Raw genomic sequence first — 16,870 nt, forward strand, 5'->3', positions numbered from 1 at the left:
CCCAATCCGTGCTGTCCGCTCATGTCCATTCACGCTCCGACCTGCTGCCATCGACTGATTGCTCACTCGTGCATCGCATCGCCACGCATGGCGCAACCATCCTTGACGTGAGTGCTTTTGCGCAGACCTTTGGTTGAATGGCTCGCGCGAGCCGGGCCATCTCCTTCGCGGCGTGGGACCTAGCCTCTGCGGCGCGCCGCATTGCGCGCGACACCCGCAAACGCGCCCAGCCCCAGTCCGGCGAGCAGGCCGATGCCATAGGTCAACACGGGATTGGGAAAGGCCTGTCGCTCCGGCACGTACGCGGGCCAGGGCAACGAGGTCTCGTAGGTGAAGTTGGGGCTCAACCGCATCGCCAGATCGCTCTGCTGCATCTGAAGGTTGCGAATGTCCTCGCTCTTGCTGGCAAGCAGCACGCTGACCAGCGAGGCATCCTTCCCGCCCGCATCGTCCTTGCGGGCTGCCTGCAGCAGGCGATCGCGATCGGCCAGCGCCTCCTTCAATTCCGTCTGCACTTCGTCCAGGCGGGCATGCGCCAACGACAATGGCGTGGCTTCCATACCGCGGTGGACGGCGCGCAACTGCGCCACCGTGGCCTCGGCGAACTGGCGGGCCTGCGCCGGGGACTCGCCACGCACATTCACGCGCACCATCGGCCCCGCATAGGGCAGCGGCTCCAGCTTCAGGCTCTTGCGATAGAGCTGCGCCTCCCGCGAAGCCGGCGCAAGGCCAAGGCTCCCGGTGACGTCGTTCTGGAACGCCGTCGTCTGCAAGCGCTCCAGCACTCGGGCGATCGGTTCCACCTTGGGATCCTGCCCCTGAGGTACCTGCCCCACCTGGCCAATCAGGATCCACGCCGAAGCCTCCCATTGCCGCCTCGCCAGGTGCGCAAACGCGTAGGTGCCGGCCAGCACCAGCACCAGCACGGCCAGGCACCACTTCCACTCGCGAACCAGGATCCGCCACATGTCGATCAGGTAGATCTCGTCCCTTTCCATGGTCACCGGCTTGTTGAAGTTCATGTCGATAGCCCGATTGCAGCGGCGGCTTCGCGCCGGTTGGGAAGCAGGACCACGAGTGCCTGCAGCAGCAGGCAGACACCGATGAAGCCGGCATTGGTCCAGGTGAACGCCTGCGGTGCGAACGGCGACATCAGGCACACGTAGGCCATGCGCAGGAAAATCAGGAGTGGGAACAGCGACACCCGTGGAAAAAGGCGGGCCACGCTCCAGCGCAGCGACGCATACAGCGCCACCATCGAAAAGATCGCCCCCATGGGACCCAGCGCCAGCAGGAACGGCAGGAACTCCGACCCTACGTTGATGTTCGACGCGTCCAGCGGAATGCCCGTGCCGGCGGTGGCGACCGAGCCAGCCATCGGCACGATCTGGTTGATGAGGAACGTCGTGTTGGCATAGTGCTTGGCCAGCAGCGAGGCGAAATTGTAGGGCCCGGCACTCGCATAGAGCAGCAGCCAGCGGACACCAACCGGCATCGACCGGTAGCTGTCGCTGAAAGGCAGCGTGACCGTCTCCAACGTGCCCGAGCGCAGCACGCCGAGCACCGAGAACACCGTGGCGCCGATGATGGCCAGCAGGCCCACCGTCTTCCACGGCAAAGGACGGGCGGCGTCCCGGCGAAACACGATCACCAGGGCCGTGGCAAACAGCGCCGCGAAGATACGGTTGCGATCGATCACCAGCACCGGAAACACGAAGCCGATCAGCATCAGCGTCGTGCGCAACCACTTGCTACGCGTGCACAGCATGCCGATCGGTGGCAACACCCAGCACATGTCGGAGATATGGCGCACGTGATCGCGCCCGTTTTCCATGCGCGCATACGAGGATGGCGCATCGATCAGCGGTATCGGGTACAGCGTCAGGTCGAGCACGCAGAACAGGATGATCAGCGCCGCGAACGTCAGCGCCACAAATGCCTGGCGGCTACCGACATAGCTGCACTCGCGGAACCGCCCCGGCGACGGCAGGCGCAGACCGGCCATGACGTCGAACAGCAGGATAGTCGTCGACGTGGCCAGCAGCAGGACGATGCCTTCCATGTAGTCCGCCGGCAGGTCGTAGACGAACACCGTCAGCCCGCAGGTCAGCAGCATGGGCAGGCAGAGGTAGGCCGACGGCAGTCGCAGCAGTGCCCTCATGCGCCCTCCGCCAGATGCATAGCGGCGCGCAGCTTGATGCGCGAGGCCGCCAACAGCGACAGATAGACCACCATGTGGACGGTCACCGAGCCGTACCGCCGCTGCAGGAAGGAAATCTTGGCGCCGAGATAGTGGGATTGCGCCTTCAGCAGGGACCGGTACGGCTCCTGGAACAGGCATTCACGACGGATTGCGACGTTCTGCGCCTCGATCAGGTTGAGAATCCGCGCGCGGGCGTCGCGCGTCCGGCTCAGGTTCGAGCTGTGGATGCGATATGCGCAGACATTCACGTCGATGAAACCGATGGCGTCATGCGCCGCGAGTCGCAGGAAGAAGTCCCAGTCGTCGATGCGCAGGCTTTCGCTCCAGCCGGCCACGCTCTCCAACGCGCGCTTGCGGATCAGCGCGACCGGTCCGCCGACGGCCCACTGGGTAATCACGGCCAAGCGTATGCCATCGTCGGATGCGTAAAGGCGCTTGTCCGCATGGTGGAGATCGCGCATCCCGCTCTCATGCAACCTGCGGTCGTCCTGGTCGACCACCACGGAATCGCCGATTACCGCCCACTTGCGCGGATGAGCCAGCAGGTAACCCACCAGTGCATCGAGACCGCCGGGCAGCAGATAGTCGTCACTTGCACCCAGGCGCAGGAACTCGCCCCGTGCCCGCGCGGCCAGTTCATTCAAGGTCGCCGCGATGCCACGGTTGTCGCGGCGCACGTACTCCACGGGCAGGTCCCGCCGGTGCCGTGATATCCAGGCTTCGATGCGCCGAGCGGTACCGTCGGTGGAACCGTCATCGATGATCACCAGCTCCTTGGCCGGATACGGATCTTCCAGCACACTGTCCAGGCAACGCTCGATGAAGCGTTCGTGGTTGAACGCCGGGATGAGGATGGAGACCAGCGGCAAGGCCGGCGCGCTCATGGGTATTGCGGCGACCATTGCCCCAACCCTCCGAGGAATCGACGCGCGACCCATACGTTGAACAGGAAGTACAGCGTGTAGTTGGCCGTGAACGCGTACATCGCCCCCACCAGCCCGAAGTACGCGGTGAAGGCGTACACCAGTCCGAGGTAGCTGGCGGCGAACACGCACTCGGACGCGACGAACAGGCGCGTCATCGCCTTGGCCAGCATCAGGTAGGACAGAACGAAGGACGCGATCTTGATCACGTCGCCCACCAGTTGCGGCCCATACAGGACGTTGGCGGAGGCAAAACCTTCGTTGAAGAGCAGCAGGGTCACCCAGCCACGCGCGATGAACACCGCCAGGGCAAGCACGACCACCAGCGGCAACAGGAACCGGTAGGCGTTGCGCAGCTCCATGACGAGCGATGCGCGGTCGTCGATCGAGGCGAGCTTGGGCAGGTAATAGACGTTGATGGCCGTGGTGATGAACAGCAGGTACGCGTCGGATACCTTGCTCACCGCCTGCCAGTAACCCACCTGCTCCCAACCGAACTCGCTGGCCAGGTAGTCTCGCACCGCGATGTTGACCAGCGGCGACAGCAAGGCCGCGGTCAGTGTCATCACCGAGAAACGGGCCAGCCGCCTGATCATGTCGCCGTCGAAGCGCAGCCGCAGCATGCCGCGCCGGAAGTACGGGCTGCGCCACCACGCTGGCAGGCCAACTGCCAGCCAGAGCGCCTGGCCCAGCACGAGGGCCAGCAACGCCCCGTACAGATGCAGCCAGTGCGAAAGCCACGCCACCATCGCGACATTGAGAATGGAGCCCGCGACCTGCACCAGCGCCAATCGGCGCACGTCCATGAAACCGTTGATCACGGCCAGCACGTAGTTGGCCAGGGCGATGCCGAACTGTGCCACGGCAAGGGTGCGGATGAGGCTGGCGTAACGGCTGTCGCCCAGCAGCCATTGCGCAAGCGGCTGGCTGAAGACCAGCGTGACCACGCCCATCAGCAGCGAAGCGCCGAGCGCGTACCACAGCGCCGCTCCCAGCAGGCGCGTGAGGCGCACCTTGTCGTCGCGATACTCGGCCACGTACTTGACGATGCCCGCGCTGATACCGCCGCCGGCCAGCACGGCGAGCAACGACATCAAGCTCATGAACTGGCCGAACTTGCCTACGCCCTCGGGCCCAGCGAACGAGGCCACCAGCTTGATCACCACCAATCCGGCAAGCAGGCGCGCGGCGGTGGAGGCCGCCGTGTAAAAGCTCGCGCGCATGATGTTCACCGCGCGCCCCCGAAGGTCTCGCAGGCCTGCACTACCTGCGCGACCGCTTGCGCGTCCATCGTCGGCCCCATCGGCAGGCTCAGCACCTCTCGATGCAGGCGTTCGGTGAGCGGCAGCCGGATGTCATGCAGCGAGGGATAAGCCGGCTGGAAGTGCGGTGGCAGCGGATAGTGCACCTGGCTCTGGATGCCATGGCTCTCCAAATGGAGATGCAGTTCGTCCCGGCGATCGCTGCGCACCACGAACAGGTGCCAGACGTGCCCCTCTTCATGGATCACCGTGGGAAGCAGGATGTTCCAGTGGTGGATACCCTCACGGTAACGCCTCGCCACTTCGCGCCGCCGCGCAATGTCTTCGTCCAGGTACTTCAGCTTCACGCGAAGCATCGCGGCCTGCATTTCGTCGAGACGCGAATTGATGCCCTGGTACGGGTAGTGGTACTTCACCTCCGAACCGTAGTTGCGTAGCGCCGCAATGCACCTGGCGAGCGCATCGTCGTCGGTGACCACCGCGCCGCCATCGCCCAGCGCCCCGAGGTTCTTCGTCGGAAAGAAGCTGAACCCCGCCGCATCGCCCCACGCACCGGCCTTTCTCCCCGACCCGACCGCGCCGTGGGCCTGCGCGGCGTCCTCGATCAGCAGCAGCTTGTGCTGTCTGGCAAGTGCGGACAACGCGGGCATGTCCGCCAGCTGGCCATACAGGTGCACCGCCATGATGGCGCGTGTGCGTGGCCCTATGGCGTCTTCCACGCGCATGGGATCGAGATTGAAGGTCGTGGGGTCGGGCTCGACCGGCACGGGGACAAGGCGGTTCTCTGTGATCGCGAGGAAGCTGGCAATGAAGGTATTGCCGGGTACGATCACCTCGTCACCCTCGCGCAGCGCACCGAGCTGCTTGTAGCCACGCAGGATCAGCGACAGTGCATCGAATCCGTTGCCCACCCCCACCACGTGCCGCACGCCGCAATAGGCGGCGAATTCGCGTTCGAACGCCGCGACTTCCTCGCCCAGGATGTACCAGCCTGAATCGATCACGCGTGCAGCGGCAGCCTTCAGCTCGTCGGCATGGCGCGCATTCACTTCGCCGGCACTGAGGAAGGGGACGCTCATCAGAGCACCCACTCGTAGAAATCGTGCGCGATGCCACGCGCACCGAAGTACTCCTTCTGCGCCACCAGCCCTCCATTGAGCACCCGCCCCTCCTGCTCGGTGGAGATGCCGAACGAAAAGTAGTGGCGTCCCGCATAGAACGCGATCAGCTCGGCCAGCAGAAGGCTGAGTGCATTCTCGCGACGCCCTTCATCCGAGGTGGCCAGATACTGGGTATGCACCACGCGGCCGAAGTCGTACGCGACCGAGCCCGCCAGCAGGCGTCCTTCGTGGCGTACCTCATAGAGCAGGATCTGCTCCGGAAAGCGCGACTGCAGCAGGCGAAGTTCGTCCAGGCTGTGGGTCGGTACGGCGTCGTGCTTGCGCAGCACGTCGGACAGCAGCGCGTGGAAATCGGTCGGGTCGTTGTTCGGGTGGATCGCCAGGCCTCTGCTGCGCGCCTTGCTGACCGCGCGCTTGCGCTCATCGGTGAAGCGGAAGGGTTCATGCAAGGCGATGACGGAGGCGATATCGCGGCGCTTCAACCGCGCCCCGAGCCGATGCAATGCATACAGGTCCTCCTCGGCGGGATAGCGGTGAAACACGTGCGGCACGGCCTTGTAGACGACCTTGTCGACACCCAGCGAGCGATAGAGCTCACCGATCTGACCGAATGCCTCCAGCGTCGACTCGGCGCGCAGCGCATGGGTGGAGATCAGGCCGCCATAGGTGAGGCCGCCGTGGCTCACCACGGTCTTGCCCAGTACGTTGGCAGGGAACACCGCCACCGGCACGCCACGGCGCTCGACGATCAGAGAGCGATCCGTGAAGCGATCGGCGTGATAGTCCATGTAGCCGCGCCGATGCAGCAGCACGCCATTCCTGGACTCCGCGACCACCGCGTCCCAGGCGTCCGCGTCCGTCGGCGCATAAGGCCTAACCGCCAGCATGGCTGCCTCCCATGCCTGACGGCGGCTGGGTTTCGGCTACGCCGAAGCCATCCACCCCCATGTCATTGCCGTTGTAGAACATCAGCAGCTTGTCGCGCTGCCGGATCAGGGCGGGATAGCAGATGACCCTCGAATCCCATCCACTGGGCGACAGCGAAAGGCCCAGCGACTCGTCGTGGCGCTCCCAATGGATGCCATCCGCGCTGTAGGCCACGCCAGGGAAATATTCGCCCGTCACATTACCTCGCGTGAAGTACATGACGTAGCCATCGCCCCATCGATAGACGCGCGGACGACCGATGCGGTATTCGCTGCCCCGAGGCCGCAGGCAGACATGATCCTCGCGAGCTATCGCCGTGAGGTCGTCCGTCTCCACACAACGGATGTGGTAGCGGGGAAACGAACGACTACCGATGGTTTCCCAGTCGTCACCCACCGCGTACCAAAGTCGCCAGCGATCACCTTCACGCAGCACGGAATGCACTGCACCGATGGTGCTGCGCCCCGGTGCACGGTCCAGGATGGGTGTTTCCTGGACACGCTCGAAACGTTCACCGCCATCCCGCGAGATCGCCAGTCCCGTGAAGGCGAGGAACTTCGCATGAGCCACGCGCTGGAAGCCCACGTACAACATGTGCAGGCCATCGGGTGTATCCACCAGATCGCCGAGGATCATGCCGCTGTCGTCGAAGCACCCGCCCCGCCCGACATCCAGCACTGGCTTACCACTCACGCGCACGATGGACGATGGCTCGTCGGCCCGTACGTCCACGTAACCGATACGGCTTACGCCATCCTCGTCGCGGAAGCCCGCATAGACGCGGATGAGGCCGTCATCGATGCGCCACGGCGTCGGCGTGAGTGCCGAATGCGCCATCCAGCCGCCCACGCCCTGGCGGGCGGTGTCGAAAACCAGCCCCCTCTTGGTCCAATCGAACATGGGTGTCAAAGCCTCACGTCGAAGCTGGAGCGGTCCGGTACTGCACGTGCGGGCGAACCGACATAGACCCTGCCTGCCTCCGTATCGCGCGTCACCAGGGCGCCCGAACCGATCACGTTGTCCTGCGCCACCTTCACGTGGTCGTTGAAGGTGGTGTTGACCCCTATGAAGCTGCTGTCACCGATGTCGCAATAGCCGGAGATGACCGCATGGGAGGCCACGAACACGTTGTCCCGAAGCACCGTGCGATGCCCCACGTGGTTGCCGCTCCACAGGATGCAGTTGTTGCCGATGCGCACGAACGGCTGGATCACGTTGTTCTCGAAGATGAAGCTGTTCTCGCCGATCTCCGCATTGCGCCACACGAAGGCGCGCGAACTGACATAGGTGGCGAACCGATAACCCCGGCCCTTGGCGTCCAGGTAGAAGCGCGTGCGCAGGCGATTGAGCTGGCTCGCCGGAATGGCTACGAACGCGTCGTAGTCCGCCGGAGGAAAATGCCTCTCCAGTTCCTCATAGGGCACCACCGGCCGGTCCGCCAGCGTGGGCTGGTCGAGGAAGGCACGCTCGACGCTGAAGGCCGCGACGTCGTAGTCGCTGTCGTGCTGGAAGTATTCGCAGGCGATCAGCGCTAGCTCACCCGCTCCGATGAGCACTAGCGGCCTTGGCATGCTGCCATGTCTCCCGGATAAGCCGATTCCACTTCGTGCAGGAACAACGCATAGTCCGTGATGTAGTCCGCCGGGTCGTACAACTGGTCGGCCAGCACCATCAACACGCAGTCCTCGGTGAAGTCGTACATCTCGCGCCACACCATGCGCCGCAGCAACAGACCTTGCGACGGGTCGTTCAGCACGACCTCGCACGGTCCCCTGCCATCGTCGACAAGAAAGGTGACCGAGCCGCGTACGGTGACCGCAAGCTGGTTGAGATTGCGATGGGCGTGCATGCCGCGGTGCACGCCGCACCTGGTGGAAAACAGGTAGTAGACGCGACGGATCTCGAACGGCACGTTGAGATCCTGCTCCAACGAAATGAGCATGCCGCGATCATCGCCATGCTGCTGCAACTGGATTCGTTCGATTTCCATGTCGGTGGCTAGGCGGAAACACTCGAGGACGATGTCGTTAGCTGAGTGCCGCCTGACCGGCGAAAGGTTGCGCTCGCAGTCGCCGTAAAGGGGCTGCAAGGCGCATGCAACCTTTCGCGACGCTGCAGGCACCTAGCATGCGATGACCGCCCTGACCCTCGTGCCTTCAGCCCCATCGACCAGAAGCCAGGCCTCACCTGCATGCTCCGGTACATCTGCGGCCTCACTCTCGCGTACCCGCAGCGCGGCAGCGGGTACAGCGACACGCACTACCCTTCCATGGGAGACCCGTGCCGATGGGCAGCACATTCCTCACGCTGCTCGGAGTGCCCTTCGGCAAGGCCCGATGGACATGGAGAACGGGCAAGCGATGCAGTTATCTGTCGCTGCCGGCGAGGCAGGCCAACGCGGGTACCTGTATGAAGACGAGCCGCCCAGATGACCGCATCCGCTGGAGTACCTGCCCTCGCGATTCGACACCTCCGGTTGACCCCACACCTTGACCCGGCCGACTGTATAGAATCGCCTGAACTCCACACCGGGGAGCGGTGCATGCACCGAAGGTGTCGTACCAGCTTCGGCAGCGACGGCCTGTTGACGGCTGTTCTCCCCGGGAATCCGACCGTGGAGCTTCCGCGGCGGCAGCGGTGGCGGGCCTGACCCGCCCATGACCGCGCTCCTTTCCACCTGCGCAGCTTCCCTTCGCTTCCGCCAAGCCTGCGCCGGCAGAGCCTGCGCACGCCACCTCGCCTTGCTGGTGGGCGCCTGTCTGCCCATGGCTATCCATGCGCAGTCATCGAGTATCAATGGCACCGTGGCGCTCAGCTCGCAGCTGGTGGACCGGGGCCAGGCCGTCACGCCGCAGACGCCGATCCTGCAGGGCGCCATGTCCTGGTCCTTCGCCAAGGGATGGTTGCTTGGGATTTCCGCGGGCGTCGAAGCGCGCGAGCCCGACCGCTTCGCCGAAACGCTGGCCCAGGCGGCCAAGTCGTGGTCGCTGTCGCCGGACTGGCAGATACAGGCGAACCTCGCTTACTACGACTATCCCGTCAGCCAGCACACGCAAAGCTTCGATCGCACCGAAGCCGGGGTGAGCTGGATCTACCGGGACGTGCTCACGCTGGGCGTATCGGCGATCTATCCCGTGGGCAAGGCCGAACACAAGCTGCACGGCGCCGCGGACATCGGCTTCCACTGGCCGCTGCCCCACCATTTTTCGCTGTCCGCCGGCCTCGGCATCATCCAGTCCAACTTTGTCCAGTACGCGTACTATGGGAACGAGTACTACGCGTACAACCGGTTGGAGACCTATAGCTATGGCCATGCCGGACTGCTATGGAACTACGGCCCCTGGCGTGTGGAAATGGACCGCATCGCAACCTCGGGTCTCCCCCATATGCAGGGTTATCCGGACACAGCCCCTTGGGTTGCCACTGTCTCATGGTCGTTCTGACGCCCGCAGGCAACCTTTTGGTGCCAGAGCGGCACTCACGGGCTGACCCACCATCGTTATGAGACGGCCATGACCGAAGCCGACATCGACGCAGACGCGACAGACCGCATGCTGCTTCAACGCATGTCGGCGGGCGATCGTGCCGCGTTGGCTGTGCTCTATCGCAGCTACCACGGGCGCCTATGTCGCTTTCTTTCCCGGCTGACGCGACGTTCCGACGTCATCGAGGAAGTGATCAACGACTGCCTGTGGATCACCTGGCAAAAGGCCGGCACCTTCCACGGCGACTCGCGGGTCTCCACCTGGATCATCGGCATTGCCTACCGCTGTGGGCTCAAGGCGCTGCGCCAGCATGGCGACGAGCCGGTGGATGACGATGCATTGTCGGAAGACCGGTTCCCGGCCCATTGCCCCGATGAGGACCGCGAACTGCGCGACTGGCTGGCCAAGGGCCTCAGCCGCCTGTCCGCGGACCAGCGCGTAGTGATCGAACTGGTGTACGGCCTGGGCCACACCCTGGATGACGTCGCCGTCATCATGCAGTGCCCGGTGGGCACGGTGAAGGCGCGCCTGTTCCACGCCCGGGTCAAACTGCGCAACACGTTGCCGGCCCTTGCGGGAGATCCGCCCATTCGTAAAGAGAGCATGCCATGAAGCTTCCGACGGACATCGGCAAGGACTGTGCCCGCGCCTGGGATGCCATGCCCTGGTCGCTGCAGAACAGCGCGACACGGGATCAGGACGAGTGGCTGAACCAGCATCTGGCGCAATGCGAAGCCTGTCGCTCCGAATTCGAGCTGCAGAGCCGGCTGCGCCTGGCCATTTCGCTGCCGCAGGACGTCCCCGTCGATGTGGACGCCGGGCTTCGACGTCTGCTGGCGCGCATCGACGCGCCCGACACGCGCGCTGCGCGCCAGCGTAGCCGCACGAGCTGGGTCACGCGGGCCCTGGTTGCCGCCGTGCTGGTGCAGGCCATCGGCATCGGTGTTCTCGGTGCACGGCTGTGGTCGGAAGCCAGCCAGGCGGACTATCGCACCCTGAGCCAGGCGTCCGCGCCGCTGCCAACGGGTGCCATGCATGTCGTGCCCGACGACACCATGAAGCTGGCCGACTGGGACACCTTGCTGCATACCTTCAGGCTGCAGGTCATTGGCGGCCCCAACGAGGTCGGCGCCTATACCGTGGTCGCCTCGGACGGATCCACATCGTCCAGGGACACGCTGCAGAAGCTGCGTACCACCCACGGCATCCGCCTCGCGGAGCCCGTCGCGAACACTCCATGAAGCAAGGCGTCCTCGTATCGCTGTTGATCCTGGCAGCGTTGATGCTGGGTGCCTGCACGCCACCCCGCCCCACCGCGCCGCAAAACGGTGATCCGTCGCAGGGTCCGATCGCCCATGTGCAGGCGATGGATACGCGTCGCGACATCGTGCTGGCCGTGGCCAATCCGCTCGATCCTCCGGCCACGCACGCCGGCTCCAGCCTGCTCGGCTACGCGCCCGCTGGCGCCTACGGTGCCGGCCAGCGCGCCGTGTCCACGCTCGCCGCGCTCAAGCAGAGCTACGGCATTCGCGAAATCACCGGCTGGCCCATCAAGTCGCTGGACCTCTACTGCATCGTGCTGGAGCCACCACCGGGCATGACCCGCGAAGCGATGCTCGAAACGCTGTCGAAGGACAGTCGCGTGGCGCTCGCACAACCGCTGCAGGACTATGCCGTCTACGCCGACACCACCAAGGGAGCGCACCAGTACAACGACCCGTACGCCAATCTGCAGCGCGGCTTCGTCGAAACGGAAGCGGCGGTTGCGCACAGTGTCACGCAGGGCGACGGCGTGCATGTGGCCATCGTCGATACCGGCGTGGACATGATGCATCCCGACATCCAGGGCAGCATCGCCCAGGCACGCAACCTGGTGGACGCGAACGTCGCGGCCTTCAACGCCGACAGCCATGGCACCGAAGTGGCAGGCATCATCACGGCCATCGGCGACAACCACCTGGGCATCGTCGGCATGGCGCCCAAGGCGATGCTCAATGTCTACAAGGCCTGCTGGTACCTGCCCGGCACGGACAGCGGCGCGCACTGCAACTCCTTCACGCTCGCCAAGGCATTGGCCGCGGTGATCGACACCGATGCACGCATCGTCAACCTCAGCCTGGGCGGCCCGGCCGACCCCTTGCTCAACCGGCTGCTGGGTGAACTGCTGCGGCAAGGGCGCATCGTGGTTGCAGCCATGCCACCGGAAGGCAACAACGGCGGGTTTCCGAACGACGCGCCCGGCGTCATCGTGGTGCGTGTGAGCGCTCCATCGCAGGCGCCACCCGGGGTCCTCAGCGCGCCCGGCAACGACATCCTCACCACCCAGCCCGGTGGTGGCTATGACTTCACCACGGGCTCCTCGATGGCTGCCGCTCACGTGAGCGGCATCGTCGCCTTATTGCTGGCCATCGCGCCGAAACTCGATGCCCGCTCGGTGCACGATCTGTTGCTGCGCACCAGCAAGACCACCGCCGGCAAGCTGCAGGTGAACGCCGCCTCCGCCGTCAGCACGCTGCAGGCGCAGCACCCGGCTTCGCACTGACATCGCGTGCTGCCACGCGCCCTCATGGATGCTCCTGTGAAAAACAGAGACAGCGCGGTTTGCCCTCTCCCTGATATCGGCGCGCACGTCACGCCCGGTCCGGCCGGCCAGCTCGACTGGGTGGGTATGGAAGGCATCGCGTTGCCGGTGTGCTTCGATGCCGGCGACGGCAACGCACAGCGCTCCGCTGCGAAAGTCGACGCCTTCGTGAATCTCGTTCGCGCAGAACAACGCGGCATCCACATGTCGCGCCTCTACCTGCTGGCGGAAGCACATCTGGATCGCAACCCCGTCGATGCGCCATCGTTGGAGAAGCTGCTCCGGGCCTTCCTGCATTCGCACGAAGGCCTCGCTGATCGTGCGCACGTTCGCATCCGCTTCGATCACCTGGTTCGCCGCCCCGCCCTGCGCAGCCACAACCAGGGCTGGCGCGCGTATCCGGTCAGCCTGGAAGCAAGCATCTCGGAACAAGGCTTCCAGTTCGAACTGGGCACGGAAGTGGTGTATTCGTCCACGTGCCCCGCTTCCGCGGCGCTCTCGCGCCAGCTCATCCAGCGCCAGTTCGCCGAGGATTTTCCTGCCGGCCATCCGCTGGACCATGCCAGCGTCTTGGCATGGCTGGGCAGCGAGCAAGGCATCGTCGCCACACCCCATGCGCAACGCAGCACGGCATGCCTGCGCGTCCGGTATGCGCACGGCGCACCGCTTCAGCTGATCGCCCTGCTTGATCGCGTCGAACACGTGCTGGGCACGCCGGTACAGACAGCCGTGAAACGCGAGGACGAACAGGCCTTCGCCCTCGCCAACGGCGGCAACCTGATGTTCTGCGAAGACGCCGCACGTCGCATACAGCGCGCACTCGAAAACGATGCCGCCATTACGGGGTTCAAGGTACGCGTCGCGCATCACGAAAGCCTGCACCCGCACGATGCCGTGGCTTATGCGAGCGGAGGATCGCTGGATCGCCTTGAGCCCTTGCTACCTTCATCGAGTAACGCCGCCTGAGTCGGCATTCCGCGCGTGACACCCGGCACTCGAAAGCGATCATGCAACGCAACAATTACGCGCGACCGATGCATTGCTCGCTTCGTGTGCTTTATGGACTCGTCATCGCTCTGTTAACGTGAGGTCTTTCCAACGTCGGGGGACCCCATGCTGCGCCATTGCCTTGCTGCTGCCATCGCACTCGCCACCACCCTTCCTGCCATCAGCCTGGCCGCTGACCAGACACCGGCGCACACGCCGACGCCGAAGGAACTGCTGAGCAAGTCGCAACCGCAGGAGTGGCGCACGCCCGATCCGCAGAACCTGCTGATCATGAAGCTGCCGCAGGGCCAGGTATTGATCGAGCTGGCCCCGGACTTCACCCCGCAGCATGTCGTCAACATCCGCACGCTGGTGCATGAGCACTACTTCGACGGACTCGCCATCGTGCGCGTGCAGGACAACTTCGTGACCCAGTGGGGCGATCCGGAAGACGACGACAACGGCGACAAGAGCAAGCTCAAGCCGCTGGGCAGCGCCAAGGCCAAGCTGCCGCCGGAATACACCCGCCCGTTCGACACCAGGCTGCCGTTCACGCGACTGCCCGACGGCGACGTCTACGCGCCGGAGGTCGGCTTCTCCGAAGGCTTCCCGGTGGGTCGCGACAAGGCGCACGGACAGGAATGGCTCACGCACTGCTACGGCATGGTCGGCGTGGCACGTGATGTCGATCCGGAGACCGGTAGCGGCACCTCCCTGTACGTGGCGATCGGCCAGGCACCGCGCGGACTCGATCGCAACCTCGCCGTCGTTGGCCGCGTGCTGCAGGGCATGGAATACCTGTCCGGCTTGCCGCGCGGCACGGGCCCGCTGGGCTTCTACGAGAAGCCCGAGCAGCGCCTGGGCATCAGCGCCATCCAGCTCGCCTCCGAACTGCCGCCGGAACAACGCCCGAAGATTGAAGTACTGCGTACCGACAGCGCTACCTTTGCCGCGTTGATCGAAGCCAAGCGCAACCGCCGCGACGACTTCTATCGCAATCCCGCCGGCAAGATCGACCTGTGCAGCATCAGCGTCCCCGCACGCGAGGCGAAGACGCAGCCTTGAGCTGCGTCTTCGCGTGATTCACGCCGGAGCCTTGATTACCCGCCTGGTGATGCGGCGCCACGCCCATCGCCAGGCCCATGCCAACGGCAACGCAAGCAGCAGGAACGGCAGGCCGTAAGCCAATGCGGAAAGCGCATCGCCGAGGCCATCGATCAGGCGATCGAGCAAGCCGCGGAACGACTCTCCGAGCCGATGCGCGCGCGAACCAGCCTCGGCATCGTGGAAATCGAGCGTCAGCACATTGGTGTCGAGCCGACGCTGCTGCATGACGGCCTCGCCCTGCAATGACTCGCGCTGCTGCTGCACCTGCGCCTGCTCGTGGCTCAGCGTGATCAGATCGGCAACCGCCAGGTCCTTGCGCGAGGCCAGCTCGTCCAGCCGCTTCGCGTAGGCATCCAGTTGCACCTGCTTGCGCTGGTTGTCGCTGACCACATCGGCAAGGTCCTCCGCGTGCGTTTCACGCGAGGAAAGTCGCCCGCCCTGTCCAGCCATGCTTACCAGGGGTTCGATGGCGCCGGGTACCGCGCGCACCACCAGCGATGAACGCCACTCGCCCTGCTGCATGCGCAGGACATTGCAGGCGCCAAAACGCTGTAACTCGCACGCATCGCGCATGGCAGCCATCCTGCCGGCAATCTGTGCCTCCGGCAGCTCCACGTTGACGCTGTGTTCGTACGCGAGCTTCGCGCCCGCCTTGGCCTTCTCGCCGGTCAACGTCCCCGGCCCCACTTCCTGCTTCTTCGAGCAGCCGGCCAGCAGCAGCACGGCAAACACCGCAAACATCCACTTGCGCACAGTCATGGTATCCCTTCCTGGACCCTGGTTTGGGTTGAGTCTGCCATAGGACATGGCCTCGACTTGCCACGCATCTCATTTCGATATATCGTTTTATTTAGATATATCGAAATTAGCCCAAGCATGCGAGACCGGACACATCCCTCCAAGCCTGCCGCACGTGGCGACCAGGACCGCCGCGGCAGCCAGCGCCTGCTGGGACATGGCGACCTGAAGCTCTTGTTGCTCGCCCTGGTCGAACAGCAATCCAGCCACGGCTATGAATTGATCCGACGCATCGCCGACATGTTCCATGGCCACTACACGCCAAGCCCCGGCGCGATCTATCCCACCCTGACCATGCTGGAAGAGCTGGGATTGCTGCAGGTCGAGCAGGAGCACGGCGGGCGCAAGCTCTATGCCGTCACGGCTGCGGGTCGCCGCTTCCTGTCGGACAACCAGGAAGCCGTCGATGCGATGACCCTGCGCACGCGGCATGCCGCTCGCACGGCGGCCAAGATGGCGCTTCCCCCTGCCGTGCGACATGCGATGCACGAGATCAAGCACGCATTGATGGCGCGCGGCTCGGCCTGGAATGCAGCGGAAGCACGACGCGTTGCCGCGTTGCTGGAACACGCCGCCCGCGAGATAGCCAACGAATCCAACGATTGAATCCCCCGTCGAGATGATCCCCATGACCCGACATGCCCACCAGATGCAGCGACACACCGTGGTGCTGCGCGAGATCGAAGTGCTTCGCTCCGAACGCCTGACGCCGCACATGCAACGCGTCGTCTTCGGCGGTGCCGCGCTGCGCGGTTTCCTCAGCGCCTCGCCAGACGACCACGTGAAGCTGTTCTTCCCCAATCCCCAGGGCCAGCTCGCGCTTCCCACGTCCGGCCAGGGGCGCCTCGAATTTCCGGAGGGTGTCGAGCCCTCGCCGATGCGCGACTACACGCCTCGCCGCTACGACGATGAATTCAACGAACTCACGGTGGATTTCGTGCTGCACGGTGACGGCCCTGCCTCGGCGTGGGCCGAGCAGGCAAAGCCTGGGCAACATATCGGTGCCGGTGGCCCGCGCGGCTCGTTCGTGGTGGCGAATGACTTCGACCATTACGTGATGATCGGCGACGAAACGGCATTGCCGGCGATCGGTCGCTGGCTGGAAGAACTGCCATACGGCGTACGAGCGACCGTGCTGGTGGAAATCCCCGGCAGCGCGGACCGGCAGATGCTGGAATCGCGTGCACAGGTCGAGCTCACCTGGTTCGAACGCAACAACCAGGACGCCGCGACAAGCCAGTTGCTGGAACATGCGCTGGAGCGCTTGCCCACACCGGCCGGCGACACCTTCTGGTGGATTGCAGCGGAGTCTTCCCGCGCACGCCGCATGCGCCAGCACCTATCCGATGATCGCGGCGTTCCGAAGGAATGGGTGCGTGCCACAGGCTACTGGAAAGCTGGCGGAAGCGACGAGGAAGCGTGAATGGCATGAACTGCCGCTGAGCGCAAAAGCATCATCACTACGAAAATTTGCCG

18 protein-coding genes are annotated in these 16,870 nt (G+C 64.7%); 8 read left to right on the plus strand and 10 right to left on the minus strand.

Annotated features, from left to right (window positions below; translation table 11 throughout):
- Positions 1 to 179 precede the first annotated feature (179 nt).
- The 9 genes from EPB08_RS07985 to EPB08_RS08025 are packed head-to-tail and all read right to left on the minus strand — an operon-like array spanning position 180 to position 8,426.
- Positions 180 to 1,022 carry a Wzz/FepE/Etk N-terminal domain-containing protein gene (locus tag EPB08_RS07985; protein WP_229238255.1) on the minus strand — a complete coding sequence of 281 codons (843 nt, stop codon included), beginning with the start codon at positions 1,020 to 1,022 and terminating at the stop codon, positions 180 to 182.
- A complete protein-coding gene (locus tag EPB08_RS07990; RefSeq protein WP_130618517.1) occupies positions 1,019 to 2,161 on the minus strand; it encodes a hypothetical protein in 1,143 nt (380 codons plus the stop codon). The genes EPB08_RS07985 and EPB08_RS07990 overlap by 4 nt, the downstream gene beginning before the upstream one ends.
- Entirely contained in the window at positions 2,158 to 3,105 is a 948-nt protein-coding gene (locus EPB08_RS07995; protein ID WP_130618518.1) for a glycosyltransferase family 2 protein, read from the minus strand. Before EPB08_RS07995 ends, EPB08_RS07990 begins: the two co-directional genes overlap by 4 nt.
- Entirely contained in the window at positions 3,084 to 4,358 is a 1,275-nt protein-coding gene (locus EPB08_RS08000) for an O-antigen translocase (protein WP_130618519.1), read from the minus strand. The genes EPB08_RS07995 and EPB08_RS08000 overlap by 22 nt, the downstream gene beginning before the upstream one ends.
- A complete protein-coding gene (locus EPB08_RS08005) occupies positions 4,355 to 5,467 on the minus strand; it encodes a DegT/DnrJ/EryC1/StrS family aminotransferase (RefSeq protein WP_130618520.1) in 1,113 nt (370 codons plus the stop codon). Before EPB08_RS08005 ends, EPB08_RS08000 begins: the two co-directional genes overlap by 4 nt.
- The gene (locus EPB08_RS08010) at positions 5,467 to 6,396 is read right to left on the minus strand and encodes a GNAT family N-acetyltransferase (RefSeq protein WP_130618521.1); all 930 of its coding nucleotides are present in this window, start codon (positions 6,394 to 6,396) and stop codon (positions 5,467 to 5,469) included. Before EPB08_RS08010 ends, EPB08_RS08005 begins: the two co-directional genes overlap by 1 nt.
- Positions 6,383 to 7,336 (minus strand): glycoside hydrolase family protein, encoded by a 954-nt coding sequence (locus EPB08_RS08015; RefSeq protein ID WP_130618522.1) that lies wholly within the window; start codon positions 7,334 to 7,336, stop codon positions 6,383 to 6,385. Before EPB08_RS08015 ends, EPB08_RS08010 begins: the two co-directional genes overlap by 14 nt.
- A 5-nt stretch (positions 7,337 to 7,341) precedes the next feature.
- Entirely contained in the window at positions 7,342 to 8,007 is a 666-nt protein-coding gene (locus EPB08_RS08020; protein ID WP_130618523.1) for an acetyltransferase, read from the minus strand.
- Entirely contained in the window at positions 7,992 to 8,426 is a 435-nt protein-coding gene (locus tag EPB08_RS08025; RefSeq protein ID WP_130618524.1) for a sugar 3,4-ketoisomerase, read from the minus strand. Before EPB08_RS08025 ends, EPB08_RS08020 begins: the two co-directional genes overlap by 16 nt.
- Positions 8,427 to 9,201: 775 nt before the next feature.
- Here EPB08_RS08025 and EPB08_RS08030 point away from each other — a divergent pair.
- From EPB08_RS08030 to EPB08_RS08055, 6 genes are all read left to right on the plus strand, one after another.
- Positions 9,202 to 9,879, plus strand: a complete 678-nt coding sequence (locus EPB08_RS08030) for a TorF family putative porin (protein WP_130618525.1) — start codon at positions 9,202 to 9,204, stop codon at positions 9,877 to 9,879.
- A 69-nt stretch (positions 9,880 to 9,948) separates the two neighbouring features.
- Entirely contained in the window at positions 9,949 to 10,533 is a 585-nt protein-coding gene (locus tag EPB08_RS08035; RefSeq protein WP_130618526.1) for a sigma-70 family RNA polymerase sigma factor, read from the plus strand.
- On the plus strand, positions 10,530 to 11,162 hold the full coding sequence (locus tag EPB08_RS08040; RefSeq protein ID WP_130618527.1) for an anti-sigma factor family protein: 633 nt from the start codon (positions 10,530 to 10,532) through the stop codon (positions 11,160 to 11,162). Before EPB08_RS08035 ends, EPB08_RS08040 begins: the two co-directional genes overlap by 4 nt.
- A complete protein-coding gene (locus EPB08_RS08045; protein ID WP_130618528.1) occupies positions 11,159 to 12,463 on the plus strand; it encodes a S8 family serine peptidase in 1,305 nt (434 codons plus the stop codon). The genes EPB08_RS08040 and EPB08_RS08045 overlap by 4 nt, the downstream gene beginning before the upstream one ends.
- A 36-nt stretch (positions 12,464 to 12,499) precedes the next feature.
- Entirely contained in the window at positions 12,500 to 13,468 is a 969-nt protein-coding gene (gene folE2 / locus EPB08_RS08050; protein ID WP_130618529.1) for a GTP cyclohydrolase FolE2, read from the plus strand.
- 147 nt (positions 13,469 to 13,615) lie between these two features.
- Positions 13,616 to 14,554: a peptidylprolyl isomerase gene (locus tag EPB08_RS08055; RefSeq protein ID WP_130618530.1), complete on the plus strand. Its 939-nt coding sequence runs from the start codon at positions 13,616 to 13,618 to the stop codon at positions 14,552 to 14,554.
- Between the two features lie 18 nt (positions 14,555 to 14,572).
- Here the strand turns inward: EPB08_RS08055 and EPB08_RS08060 are convergent, their stop codons facing one another.
- Positions 14,573 to 15,355, minus strand: a complete 783-nt coding sequence (locus tag EPB08_RS08060) for a DUF4349 domain-containing protein (RefSeq protein ID WP_130618531.1) — start codon at positions 15,353 to 15,355, stop codon at positions 14,573 to 14,575.
- Between the two features lie 117 nt (positions 15,356 to 15,472).
- Between EPB08_RS08060 and EPB08_RS08065 the strand changes: the two genes are divergently transcribed.
- Both EPB08_RS08065 and EPB08_RS08070 read left to right on the plus strand, forming a co-directional pair.
- Positions 15,473 to 16,000, plus strand: a complete 528-nt coding sequence (locus EPB08_RS08065; protein ID WP_130618532.1) for a PadR family transcriptional regulator — start codon at positions 15,473 to 15,475, stop codon at positions 15,998 to 16,000.
- Positions 16,001 to 16,022: 22 nt separating this feature from the next.
- Positions 16,023 to 16,817: a siderophore-interacting protein gene (locus tag EPB08_RS08070; protein WP_130618533.1), complete on the plus strand. Its 795-nt coding sequence runs from the start codon at positions 16,023 to 16,025 to the stop codon at positions 16,815 to 16,817.
- Positions 16,818 to 16,870: the final 53 nt, after the last annotated feature.

Source organism: Dyella amyloliquefaciens (assembly GCF_004296575.1).
GTDB classification, from domain to species: domain Bacteria; phylum Pseudomonadota; class Gammaproteobacteria; order Xanthomonadales; family Rhodanobacteraceae; genus Dyella; species Dyella amyloliquefaciens.